The sequence below is a fragment of the Flavonifractor sp. An52 genome (assembly GCF_002159385.1).
Lineage (GTDB): Bacteria > Bacillota > Clostridia > Oscillospirales > Oscillospiraceae > Flavonifractor > Flavonifractor avicola.
On sequence record NZ_NFIB01000048.1, the window covers coordinates 1 to 12217 of the forward strand.

9 protein-coding genes and 1 rRNA gene are annotated in these 12217 nt (G+C 56.8%); 8 read left to right on the forward strand and 2 right to left on the reverse strand.

Features of this window, described 5'->3' with window-relative positions; genetic code table 11:
* Positions 1 to 134: 134 nt before the first annotated feature.
* Positions 135 to 1025 carry a hypothetical protein gene (locus tag B5G06_RS14500; protein ID WP_242955508.1) on the reverse strand — a complete coding sequence of 297 codons (891 nt, stop codon included), beginning with the start codon at positions 1023 to 1025 and terminating at the stop codon, positions 135 to 137.
* Here B5G06_RS14500 and B5G06_RS13190 point away from each other — a divergent pair.
* The 7 genes from B5G06_RS13190 to B5G06_RS13220 all read left to right on the forward strand — a co-directional run bounded on the left by B5G06_RS13190 (position 930) and on the right by B5G06_RS13220 (position 10536).
* Complete coding sequence (locus B5G06_RS13190; protein WP_242955506.1) at positions 930 to 1955, forward strand: plasmid recombination protein; 1026 nt, start codon at positions 930 to 932, stop codon at positions 1953 to 1955. The genes B5G06_RS14500 and B5G06_RS13190 overlap by 96 nt on opposite strands.
* A 122-nt stretch (positions 1956 to 2077) precedes the next feature.
* Complete coding sequence (locus tag B5G06_RS13195; RefSeq protein WP_087189518.1) at positions 2078 to 2509, forward strand: MarR family winged helix-turn-helix transcriptional regulator; 432 nt, start codon at positions 2078 to 2080, stop codon at positions 2507 to 2509.
* Positions 2510 to 2540: 31 nt separating this feature from the next.
* Positions 2541 to 2972, forward strand: a complete 432-nt coding sequence (locus B5G06_RS13200; RefSeq protein WP_087189512.1) for an RNHCP domain-containing protein — start codon at positions 2541 to 2543, stop codon at positions 2970 to 2972.
* An 853-nt stretch (positions 2973 to 3825) separates the two neighbouring features.
* Positions 3826 to 5286, forward strand: a complete 1461-nt coding sequence (locus B5G06_RS13205; protein ID WP_087189513.1) for a leucine-rich repeat protein — start codon at positions 3826 to 3828, stop codon at positions 5284 to 5286.
* A gap of 284 nt (positions 5287 to 5570) precedes the next feature.
* Entirely contained in the window at positions 5571 to 7673 is a 2103-nt protein-coding gene (locus B5G06_RS13210) for an RNA polymerase sigma factor (RefSeq protein WP_087189514.1), read from the forward strand.
* A gap of 145 nt (positions 7674 to 7818) precedes the next feature.
* Complete coding sequence (locus B5G06_RS13215; RefSeq protein ID WP_087189515.1) at positions 7819 to 8010, forward strand: hypothetical protein; 192 nt, start codon at positions 7819 to 7821, stop codon at positions 8008 to 8010.
* 30 nt (positions 8011 to 8040) lie between these two features.
* Entirely contained in the window at positions 8041 to 10536 is a 2496-nt protein-coding gene (locus B5G06_RS13220) for an S-layer homology domain-containing protein (protein ID WP_087189516.1), read from the forward strand.
* Between the two features lie 53 nt (positions 10537 to 10589).
* On the opposite strand, the gene metA is transcribed toward B5G06_RS13220, so the two are convergent.
* Entirely contained in the window at positions 10590 to 11504 is a 915-nt protein-coding gene (gene metA, locus B5G06_RS13225; protein ID WP_087189517.1) for a homoserine O-acetyltransferase MetA, read from the reverse strand.
* Between the two features lie 611 nt (positions 11505 to 12115).
* Between metA and B5G06_RS13230 the strand changes: the two genes are divergently transcribed.
* A 16S ribosomal RNA gene (locus B5G06_RS13230) occupies positions 12116 to 12217 on the forward strand; the annotation flags it as partial.

Sequence of the window (12217 nt, forward strand, 5' to 3'; positions counted from 1 at the left end):
ATCGGCCAGCTTCAGCACATCGGCTTTATATTCCGCGTCGTATTTCTGTCCCATCTGCTACACCCTTTCTGTGTTTTATTATATCACCTTGGGTGTGCGGTTTTAGTGTATCACTCCATTTTTCGGTTCATTTTTCATTCCTCCTTTTTGTCATTCCATTTTGAAATGTCAATTTGCTCTGCTTCTTCAATCCACTTTTGATATTTATCAGAGCTGGTGACAGGGGAAATCGCAGGGCGGTTTTCCCGCAGTCTTGGTGCGTCCTTTGCACCGGTCTGGGGTTCCGGCAAGGAAATTACTGTGCCGTCGGTGATAAAATCCACACGATTTCCACTTTCGCTGGTAGCGACACGAAGCGTTACCTCAATGGGCTCTTTGCCCGCGGTAATGCGGTATGCGCTGTATCCCGTCAGATCGATTGTTTTGCCCGGAACCGGACAGATGGCATTATAATAGGGGTGCCGGCTGTATTCCCGCAGAAAGGGATGGCGTTCCAGCTGTCTGGCAATATCCGACTGCACATCATAATTGGTATAGTCCTTATCCTTGGTGTCTGAGTTTTTGTGTCCCATTAGATAGTCCACATCGGCAGATGCCATCCCGCAGAGATGGATCGCACGGCCCGCCCAATCGCGTCGAAGAGCATAAGCCGATACATCGGTGTCCGGAACACCATCACTGTCCAAATCCGGCTCTCTCCGTGTCAGGGCCGCTATCAGTTGAAAATCTGCCTTCTGAAAACCGCACAGTTGGAGCAATTCTTTTACAAAAGCCGACAGACTGGACGGGTCGGCATATCGGCAAGGGTCATCCGGGTAAGAGACCAGAGGCATCTCGGCGATTTCCTCACTTGAATAACCGAGACTGCGGAGATAACCTACTGCCAAGAGAACATCAAGGCGGTGTACCATGAACTCTTTGACGAGGCCCTGGAACGGTACAACGCCAAACAGACCAGAGCCGACAGGCGGATAGAAAACTACTATGAAAAAATCCGCTCTGGCAAGCAGGAAAAGCCGTTTCACGAAATTATCCTGCAAGTGGGCAACAAGGATGACATGAGCGCTGACAGCGACGAAGGGCGGCTGGCGGCGGCGGTGCTGGACGAGTATATGAAAGCCTTTCAAGAGCGCAATCCCAATCTCCGGGTGTTCTCGGCCCACCTCCACATGGACGAGGCCACGCCCCATCTGCACATCGACTTTGTGCCGTTCACTGTTGGGAGCAAGCGGGGGCTGGACACACGGGTATCTCTGAAACAGGCGTTAGCGGCTCAGGGTTTCAAGGGCGGCACCAGGGGAGACACGGAGTGGAGCCAGTGGGTGCGCTCGGAAAAGGAACAACTCTCCGCCGTGATGGAGCGCCACGGGATAGAGTGGGAGGACAAGGGCACCCACGACAAGCACCTGTCTGTGCTGGACTACAAGAAGGAGCAGAGGGCGAAAGAGATCGCCGCCTTGGAAACAGTCAAGGCGGAGAAAGAGAGCCAGGTGGAGAGCCAGGAGCGGCGGCTGAAAGAACTGGCCCCGGCGGTGAAGGACATGGAGCGGCTGGCGGCGGACTTCTCCGCTGACCCGGAGGAAATCCTGCCGGAGGCCGGGACGCTGGAGAGCGCCAAATCCTACCGGGAGAAAAAGGCAAAGCCCCTGCTGGCGAAGATCGTAAAGGTGCTGCGCTCCCTGTATCGGGCCTATATGGAACTGCGGGGGAAATTTGACCGTCTGCAGGGGGACTATGACCGGGTGCGGGAGGGCAACGCCCGCTTGTCTGACCGCTTGATGGAGGTGAAGTTGGAGAACAAAAAACTGCGGCAGATCTCCGCCGACTATACACGGGTCAAGCGGGTCTTTGGCCCGGAGCAGGTAGCGGCGGCGGTGGAGGCTGACAAGCAGAGGGAACAGGCGGAGAAAGGCCACAAACGGCCCAGGCGCTCCCTTGACTGGGGCGGGCGGTAGAAAATGTCCTGATGCTTTTGCTACGCCTGTATCAAACGAGTTGCATATATTTTGAATTACTTATTGACATATATCCGAAAATGGATATAATATATATGAAATCGGATATTAAGGAGGCCGTGATGGGCTACGAGAAAGCAAGAATGTATGCCTATTTATCTGCGGAAATCACTTCATTATACCATGAAGCGGCTGTAAAGATGGGCATTTCTGATACTGTTTTGAATATTCTGTATGTGCTTTGCGAACGGGATGGACAGTGTCTCCAGAGCGACATATTCAGATTGACAGGTATCAGTCGGCAAACAATCAATTCGGCAATTCGGAAATTAGAGAAAGATGGGCTTGCCTATCTGGAACAGGGAGAAGGCCGGAATACAATGGTTTGTTTGACCGAAAAAGGGAAAGATTTTACTTCTGAGAAAATCCTCCCACTATTTCAAATTGAAGATAAAATATGGGGTGCATGGACAGTCGAGGAACAAGAAAAATATATATTGTTCTCACAAACATACCGGGACTCGTTGAAAAAGTACCTGCGTGAAGATTTGTAGTCTGCCCTGCCCCACACGACAAGGAGCAGTTATGAACAGAGAGAACAAACGAAAACAGTATGAAAAAGGATACTATAAAACACATGGGTGTAACGATAGTTTTACTTGCAAAGTATGTGGTAGACTAGTTGTACCTATCGGTGCAGGGAGCGACCATCGTAATCATTGCCCAAACTGTCTTTGCAGTTTACATTTGGACATTGAACCCGGAGATCGGGAGGCAGACTGCGGCGGAATTATGGACCCCGTGGGCGTTTGGGTCAGGAAAAATGGAGAGTGGGCAATTATCCACCGTTGCAGAAGATGTGGACACCTAAGTTCAAATCGTGTAGCAGCAGACGATAATCCGATGAAGTTAATGTCTATTGCGATGAAACCTCTTTCTCAACCGCCATTTCCATTAGAAAAGATCGAGGAAATGACCGCCCTCATGGGTGGAGATGGGCAATTATCTTACGGATGAAATTGACTGGCATTTTCCATTTAGCAAGTCCAGTCGGGGCCGACAATGGTCGAGATGAACGGCGCACAAGTGCGCCGCCATTGACCGCCCCACCCGGTCTTGCTTTTCGGTCATCAAGGCGGGCAAGCCCCAAAGGTGCTTGCCCGCCTCCTTTGATTTTGGGCGGGGGCCGGTGGTCGAATTATGTCCCATGGTGGGATTGATTTCCGCCTCCGGCGGAAATCAATCCCTTATTACCTGGGAGCGTTTACGCTCCCAGGCGGTGGTCGAAATGGGTCTCGATTCGAGACCCATTTCGACAGAAATTTACATCAAATTGAGGGAAGTTTTGATTGTGGCCGTTTATGGCCTGAAACCCTTGCAATTTCTCGGTTTTGTGATACTATTTTGATACTAAGAAAACGAACTGCCCCAAATAAGCAAGCAAAATATTAACATATTTGCGAATGTTTTGCCTGTAAAACCACCCCAAATACACTCCCATATACTTGAATTTGCCGAATGGGAGTAAGCCAACGAAACCGGCAAAGCATTGCACTGCAATGCTTTGCCGGTTTTCTTTTTTGCTTGTTGACTGCAGATTGCCCTGTGGTGCCTGAATATCTGCATCAGTCAGGGCGAGTATCCGAATTTGGTCAGAAACTGGATTGTAGGACGCCGGGGACGGCGCACAAGAGGAACGAAAGCTACAAGCCCGGCTGTGATATGCTGTCCCCGGACGCTCTGGCAGCCAACAGGATGGTTATGATAGCTGATTTACGTGACTGCCAAAAATTTTTTCTTTTTTGTAAAACCAACCGGGGGTGATTGCGCACTATACATCGTAATCAAAAAGAAGAAAGGAAGATGTTCCATGAAAGTACGCAGACTCCTGACCCTGGTTCTGACTCTTGGGCTGGTCCTGGCCCTGTCCCTGCCTGCCCAGGCGGCGGACCTCACCTATGAGGTTTCCGGCGGCAAGCTCTACTTTGATGCTACCACCGGTACCATCACCCGTGCAGATGAGACCGTCACCGAGGCGAACATCCCCGCTGAGATCTACGGTGTAACTGTCACTGCCATTGGGGATTACGCATTCAATCAGCACAAAGAGCTGGTGAGTGTTACCATACCCAGCACTGTCACCACCATCGGGCGGCAGGCCTTTGGCGCCTGCAGTTCCCTGGAGCAGGTGGTCCTGCCGGACAGTGTCACCACTCTGGGGCAGGGGGTATTTTATGGGTGCAGCGGCCTGACTGATGTGACGCTCAGCAAGAATTTGACCTCCATTCCACGGGATACCTTTCAGGCCTGCTCCGCTCTGACCAGCATAACCCTGCCGGATGGAATCACCTCCATCGGATCTGACGCTTTCTCCGGCACCGCTCTGACCAGCCTGACCCTGCCGGACAGCGTCACGACCCTGACCGGATCGGCTCTGGCTAACTGCAAAAGCCTGACCACCCTGTACATCCCCGACAGTGTGACTCGTCTGGGCTCGTGGGCCCTCAGCAACTGCACCAGTCTGACCAGCGTGCGTCTCCCTGCCGGCATTACCACCGTGCCCGAACGGCTGTTTGAAAACTGCATCAGCCTGGAAAGCTGCACCATCCCCAGCGGTGTGACCCATCTGGGGGACGCCTTCCGCTTCTGCCGGAATCTGAAGACAGTCACCATCCCTGTCAGCGTCACCGAAATTGACAGCGGCACCTTCTATGGCTGTGAAAGCCTCACCGACGTCTACTACGGCGGCACCGCTCTCCAGTGGAGCCAGATCGAGATGGGCAGCCTGAATGACGGCCTGGATCAGGCAACCTTCCACTTTGCCGAGCCGGTGGCCGGCTTCACCGACGTGACCACCGGAGACTACTACGCCGACGCGGTGCAGTGGGCGGTAAACCAGAAGGTCACCACCGGTACCGGAGCCAATACCTTCTCTCCTGCCAACTCTGTCACCCGGGCTGAGGCGGTCACTTTCCTGTGGCGGGCGGCCGGTTCCCCCACCCCCGCCTCCACGACCTCTCCCTTCACCGACGTTACCGATCAGAGCGCCTACTACTATAATGCGGTCCTCTGGGCGGCCGAGCAGGGCATCACCGGCGGCGTGGGAGGCGGAATCTTTGACCTGTCCAGCAGTCTGTCTTATGACCAGATCTTCACCTTCCTGTGCCGGGCTGCCGGTGAGAGCGCCACGGGGACCGACTGGTCTGCCGCCGCGGTGAATTGGGCCCAGTCCAGCGGCCTGACCGAGGGCCTGAACTTCTCCGCCAAGGCAAACTGCCCGCGCTCCGACGTGGTCTACTGCCTGTGGAAGCAGCTGGGCGCCTCCGCCTGACCGTACCCCGTCCTGTGAAAGGCCGGCCCACCTCTTCGCAGGTGGGCCGGCTTCTGCTATATGTCAGACAGCTGAAACGACTATGATATGGGGCATGGAATCTTTAAAAAATAGGACCAGATGATTCCTTTTTTGCCCTATATCCTGTACACTGTAAGGAGGAGAATGTACAACGAAATCCATCACATTTTTTCAGTTCCTCCGCTGCTGCCTTCTTCGGGAGGCGGAGGAGTGTGCTGCGAAGCAGACTATTTTTTATCAGGTGAGGAGGGGGCTACCGGGAGATGGAACAGGAAAAGCTGAAAGAGTTGATCCAGAAAAGTATTCAGGGGGACGGAGCGGCCCAGGAGGCCCTGGTACTGGCGGTACAGAATAAGGTCTACTACCACTGCAAGAAGATGCTGAAGAAGGAGGAGGATGCCCAGGATGCCACCCAGGATGTGCTGATCGCCATGCTGACGGGGTTGGACAAGCTGCGGGAGCCCGCCGCCTTCTGGGGCTGGGTCAACGGCATTACGGCTAATCGCTGCCGTCACCTGCTCTCCGCGCCCCATAAGGAGTGGCAGATTCCGGAGGATGAGGAGGGCGGCTCCCTGCTGGACAGCATGGAGAACCTGGACGAGACCCTGGTACCGGAGAAAGCACTGGACAACGAGGAGACCCGGCGGATGATCCTGGGGCTGGTGGACGACTTGCCGCCGGAACAGCGGATGTGTGTGCTGTTCTACTACTACGATGAGATGAGCGTCAAGGACATTGCTCAGGCTATGGATACCAGCGAGGGTACGGTGAAGAGCCGCCTCAACTACGCCCGGAAGAGCATCAAGGCCGGTGTGGAGGAACACGAGCGCAGGGGCGTCAAGCTCTATGGCGTCAGCCCCATGCTGCTGCTGCTCTGCTTCCTGCGGCGTGAGGCGGAGAGTACTGCTCTGGACAGTGCTGCCGCCGCTGCCATGGCCGGGCAGGTCCTGGCTCAGGCGGGGAGCGCCGCCTCGGGTGCGGCTGCCGCAGCCGGTGCTTCCGCGGGAACCGGAGCGGCCGCCGGTACAGCTACGGGGGTAGCTGCCGCAGGTATCTCTGTGAAAGTGGTGGCAGCCATCCTGGCTGGAGCGGTCGTCATCGGCGGTGCGGCGGTTGGGATTGCCTTCCGGTCTGGCCCGGCTGAGCCCGCGGCGTCGGTGCCTCCGGAGATCCTCCAGTCGGAGACGCCGGGCGATACCTCTTTCGGGGCGCTCCACGGCTTTACCCTGGTGGAGCCCAGGGCCTACGAGGACGTGCCTCTGACCACTGTGGCCGGAGACCCGACGCTGGAAATGCTCTCCTCCGCTGGCGGACTTACCAAGCCGGACATCACGGTGAGCGAACCCGACGGGGAGGGGTATGTGACCTATACCATCCGCTACAGCAACACTGCCCAGGTTCGTATGGGCAACCCCGGCAGTGCCTCTCTGGCCTTTACCATCATTACGCAGGAGTACAGCCTCTACGACTGGTATACCGGCCGGCTCTACTTCCCTGATCAGCGGATGGACACAGGCGACCAGTACTTGGCTGCCGGGGAGAGCCAGGTGGAGTACAACGGGCAAACCGTTCCCATTACTTATGAGAAGCAGTGGACCAGCGGCATGAACTACGGCGACTGGGAGGAGAGCGAGCGCCCCGGTCTGGAGCGGGAGATTACAATAGATACCTACCAGGATGTGACTTATACCGTTCGGGTGCCGGAGGGCTATGACGGGGTGCTTTTGGGGGTCAATATCGTGGATTCCCCCGACCCTCAGCGGACCATCCAGCTTGAATGGGATCTGGAGCTGGACGATCCCGCCCACTATGAGTTTGTCCGCCTCAGCGACCACGCCGCCCCAGCGGAGGAAGGAGGCCTTACGCCAGAAGCTGCCGCCGCCTACGTCGGTGTGCTGGAGGAACAGAGGGACGGCATTGAGGCCTACGCCAGGTGGTATGACGGCATCTTCGACCTATCTCCGGTGGCCCTGGCTGACGTGTGGGGCGACGGCACCCCGGAGCTGCTCTTTGTGGCGTCGGATCCGGATCTCCCCTGGTCGCAGAGCGTCCTGACCATTGTCACCTGTCAGAACGGGCAGGCGGTGACCATCCTCCAGGAAGATTGGGACTTCTTCGCGGGCAGCGGCCTGCGCTATACGGTGTTCCTGGCAGAGGACGGGACTTTGTGGGCCGACACCAACTACTATACCTCCCGCTTGGTGGAGGAACCCTGGGCCTTTGCGGAGAGTGCCGGCGGCCTGACCATGGGAGCGGCAGAGTCGCTCCCCGATCCGGCTCAGGTGATCCTCAGCAACCAGAAGGAGGCGGAAGCGGCCATGACGGTGGATGAGGCGGAGGCACTCCTGAGGAACGGTGGGTTGTGACCGATTCCAAAAAAATTAAAAAAATTGCAAAACCATAAAACCGATGGGCTTCTCCGTGGCACTATATCACAGAGAGTGCGGGGAGGCCTGTTGGCCTTTCCGTCTCTGCCAACATAATTTGACACAATAAGGAGAGACAAGAACAATGAAAAAGATGATGGCTCTGATTGCTGCCCTGGCCCTTGCGGTCAGCCTGACCGCCTGCGGCGGCCATTGCAAATCCTGCGACCAGCCGGTGTACAAAGACGGATACTGCGAGTACCACTACGCGTTGAATGCGGCTCAGGATCTGGTGGATGATGCGGCTCAGGCCGCACAGGACGCCATCTTTGGCTAAACCACAGAAGAAAGAAGGAGGTTGCTGGTTATGAGAGGAATACAAAAGGTTCTTGCTCTGCTGCTGGCCCTGGTGCTGACGGCGGGTGCTCTGCCGGTCACTGCGTCAGCGGCGGATACTGGCTTTAAGGACGTACCGGACGATGCCTACTACGCCGACGCGGTAGCTTGGGCAGTAGAGGAGGAGATTACCCAGGGCACTGGAAACGGCGTCTTTTCCCCGGAGAGGACCGTGACCCGGGCGGAGGCGGTGACCTTCCTGTGGCGGGCCGCCGGTTCCCCGGCCCCCACCACCACCGCCTCCTCGGGCTTTAGTGATGTAACCGACAAGAATGCCTTCTACTACAAAGCCGTGCTCTGGGCGGTGGAGAAAGGGATCACCAACGGCGTGGGGGGCGGCCGGTTCAATCTCACCGGCACCCTGACCTATGACCAGATCTTCACCTTCCTGTGCCGCTTCGCCGGAGAGGAGGCCCAGGGGGACAACTGGTCGGACGCCGCCGTGGCCTGGGCCGGGCGCAGCGGCCTCACCGCCGGGCTCACCTTCGCCGCCCGGTCCAACTGTCCCCGCTCCGATGTGGTCTACTGCCTGTGGAAGCAGCTGGGCGATGGGAAGGCGCAGGAGCAAGAGCCGCCGGCGCTGAGCGACGAGGCCGGGGCCACTCTGGCCATCACCACCGGCTTTCTGGACCGGAAGTCCGCCATCGACATTAGCGCCTTCGGACTGGAGGCCTCCCAGGCGGAAAAGCTGGCCCTGGAGATCGCCGACCTGGACGGGGAAAACCCCTACGGTATTACACACCTGAACGCCTACGAGCAGGACGGGCAGATCGCCAAGACCCTGGCGGTGTACTACACCAGCAGCACCATCTCCGTCACCACGGTGGCCAACAGCGACTGGCGCTATATCTCCGATGCGGCCCTGGCGGAGGCCCAGCGGGTGGCGGACGAGCTGATCACCTCCGGCATGAGCGACTACGAGGTGGTCAAGACCCTCCACGACTATCTGGTCACCCACTGCGACTACGACTACCGGGTGGACATCGGCAATATGCCCTTTGTCTCCTACCAGGCCGAGGGGGCCCTGCTGAAGGGAACCGCCGTGTGCGGCGGCTACGCCAAGGCCTTCGAGCTCCTGCTGGACGCCGCCGGCATCCCCAACGTGACCATCACAGGCTTCGCCGGGGGCTACCACGCCTGGAACCTGGTGGAGGTGGACGGCCAGTGGTACCACGTGGACGCCACCTGGGACGACCCCACCGTCCGGGGGGGCGACTATATCCGCTACGACTACTTCCTCAAGAGCGACAAGGTGATGGTCAGCCGGAGCCACCGGGACTGGGAGACGGTCCACGCCTGCACCAGCACCAAGTACGACGCGGATCTGCTGGACTCCGCGGACCAGGCCATAGCCGACGCGCGGCAGGAGCAGGTGGACGCCATCCTGGCCCTCTGTGCCCCCGCCCTGACGGACGTCCCCACCTGGACCCAGGCGGAGCTCCAGGCCCTCACCGACCAGCAGCTGAGCGACGCGCTGTACTTTACCATTGACCTGTCCGACGCCGGCTTTGATTCCAACACCCTGTCCAAGTACAGTCGCGAAGTGGCGGACGCCATCATTGACCAACACCCGGAGTTCGCTTACGGCACCTTTGACTCACGGGAGATGTCGCTTAAGTTCCGACGGGATGATGTGGCGGCGGAGACCCAGCGCCGGCAGGCCATCAAGAAGGAGGAGAAGGAACAGCAGCAGGCCAAGGACGAGGCCGACGCCCTGGAGATCGTGCCCATCCTGGAGCAGGCCATCGCCGGGATGGACTTCCGCACCGAGACCCTGACCCTCACCGGCTACACCGACAATGCCGTCAAGATCGCCTGTAACACTATGAAGGTGGAGGGGTACACCTTTGACGGCTACACCTACCATACCAACTGGCAGACCAAAGACTATGACCTCAGTGCCAAAAGCGGTGGAGTGGTGACCCTTACTAACAACAAGTGGGACCGGGAGGAGCTACAGAAGTATGTGGACCAGATCGAGGAGGCCATTGACAGCGGGGCCTTCCAGGTGGAGTTCCAGCCCGCGGATTACCCGGACCGGGACGGCGACTATTATGCCTCCAAAGCTTACCGCGTGATGAGCGCCGAGGGCTATGTCACCGCAAACGGCAAAGTTTCCGGGGTGGACTACCGGCTGTTCAGCGGCGGGACCAACAAGGACAGCGGGGTGTTCAAAGCCTCCCTACAGTACCCTCTGCCGGAAATGACCGATGAGGAGGCTCTCGCCTATTATACTGGCATCCTGGAGCAGGCAGTCCGGGACGGCGAGACCGAGCTGACGATCCAATATTCCTGGGATGGCCGCAGCTACTGGGCTGGGTTGACCCAGGCGATCGACACCGTGGGCGGCAAAGGCTATTCCGTGGACGGCCTTGTTTGTGGCGAGGACTATACCCTGACACGCATGGGAAGCTCCGCCAACTCCGGCACTGCCCAGGTGAAGATTGGCTACAAGACCGAAAGTTAAGCTTACCCTATAGAAACAGCGCCCGCCCCGGTATTCCGGGACGGGCGCTGTTGTTATACTTCGTTCAAATCGTACGGCGTGGTCTGGTACACGTAGTAATTCAGCCAGTTGGTATAGAGAAGCTGGCCCGCGCTTCGCCAGCGCACCACGGGAACCTTGGTGGGATCATCCCCGGGGAAGTAATTGGCGGGTACGGCAATATCCAGCCCCTTGTTTACATCCCGCCAGTATTCCTTGGCCAGAGTATCGGGATCATATTCCGGGTGCCCCATTACAAAGAACTGCCGGCTGTCTTCGGTTTTGACGGCGTATACACCGGCCTCGGCGGAAACTGCGACCAGTTCCAGACCTGGGGTGCTGCGGATATCCTCCTCCCACACCTCGGTATAGCGGGAATGGGGGGCATAAAATACATCGTCGAATCCGCGGAACAGGGGAGAGCTGGGCTTGAGGACCCGGTGCTCAAAGACGCCGAACAGCTTCTGAGGGAGAGAGCGCTTCTCGATTCCGTGATGGAAATAGAGCCCCGCCTGGGCGCCCCAGCAGATATGCAGGGTAGAGTGAACGTGCGTTTTGCTCCATTCCATGATCTCACACAGCTCGGGCCAGTAGTCCACCTGATCGAACTCCAGATTCTCTACGGGAGCGCCGGTGATGATCATACCGTCAAACTTGCGGTCTCTGATCTGATCAAAGGTAGTGTAGAAGGAAGCCAGATGATCTTCATCGGTGTGCTGAGATTGATAGCTGGCAGTCCGAAGCAGCTCTACTTCAATCTGTACCGGGGTGTTGGATAGCTTGCGAAGGATTTGGGTCTCCGTCACGATCTTGGTAGGCATCAGATTCAGGATTACCACATTCAAGGGACGGATATCCTGATGCAGGGCTCTGTGCTCGGTCATAACGAAGATATTCTCGCTCTCCAATACCGCGGTAGCGGGAAGTGAATCAGGTATTTTAATGGGCATGGGTATGGCCCCTTTCTATTAGATTTTATAATAAGAATAGAGTAGCATAATTCCCACCCTGCCGCAACCAGAGAATGATGAAAGAAGAAGGGAAAAAGAAAAGGGCGGAAAGTGAAAAAAGGTGTTGACAAATGGCACCGTGAGTGATATTCTATCTGAGCGCCTTGCGAGAGAGCATGAAAATCTGACCAAAACCGGAAGAAACCGAGGGGAACCTGGACGGCCTTCTGAAAGAGATCAGAAAAAAGTGCTTGACAAACGTGGGAGCGCGTGGTAAAATAAATGAGTTCGCGCCGGAAGGCGTGAACCGGCTTGAAAAAGGACTGGAACAAGGGGATCGGGGCTAAAAAGCCCTGAAAAAACTTGAAAAAGTTCTTGACAAGCAAAGCCGGCGGTGCTACAATAAATAGCACGTCAGCCCGGAGGGCTGGTCGGAGCGTGTACCTTGTAAATTAAACAACGTGAGAGAAACACGAAGCACCAGAAAGGACGAGAAGTCCTTCTGAAACAAGCGCAAGCTTGGTGCAGAAGGCTCTTGATTTAATTTCTTTGAAGCTATGAATTAAGCTTCGATAAAGTGATTTGAAGAACCTCGGTTCTTTAGATACCATTTTATTGAGAGTTTGATCCTGGCTCAGGATGAACGCTGGCGGCGTGCTTAACACATGCAAGTCGAACGGAGTGCTCATGACGGAGGATTCGTCCAACGGATT

Excerpts from the sequence above, each read along its gene's own strand:
- B5G06_RS13195 (WP_087189518.1), top strand. The coding sequence starts at position 2,078 with ATGGGCTACGAGAAAGCAAGAATGTATGCCTATTTATCTGCGGAAATC.
- B5G06_RS13215 (WP_087189515.1), top strand. The coding sequence starts at position 7,819 with ATGAAAAAGATGATGGCTCTGATTGCTGCCCTGGCCCTTGCGGTCAGC.
- B5G06_RS13210 (WP_087189514.1), top strand. The coding sequence starts at position 5,571 with ATGGAACAGGAAAAGCTGAAAGAGTTGATCCAGAAAAGTATTCAGGGG.
- B5G06_RS13200 (WP_087189512.1), top strand. The coding sequence starts at position 2,541 with ATGAACAGAGAGAACAAACGAAAACAGTATGAAAAAGGATACTATAAA.
- B5G06_RS13220 (WP_087189516.1), top strand. The coding sequence starts at position 8,041 with ATGAGAGGAATACAAAAGGTTCTTGCTCTGCTGCTGGCCCTGGTGCTG.
- metA (WP_087189517.1), bottom strand. The coding sequence starts at position 11,504 with ATGCCCATTAAAATACCTGATTCACTTCCCGCTACCGCGGTATTGGAG.
- B5G06_RS13205 (WP_087189513.1), top strand. The coding sequence starts at position 3,826 with ATGAAAGTACGCAGACTCCTGACCCTGGTTCTGACTCTTGGGCTGGTC.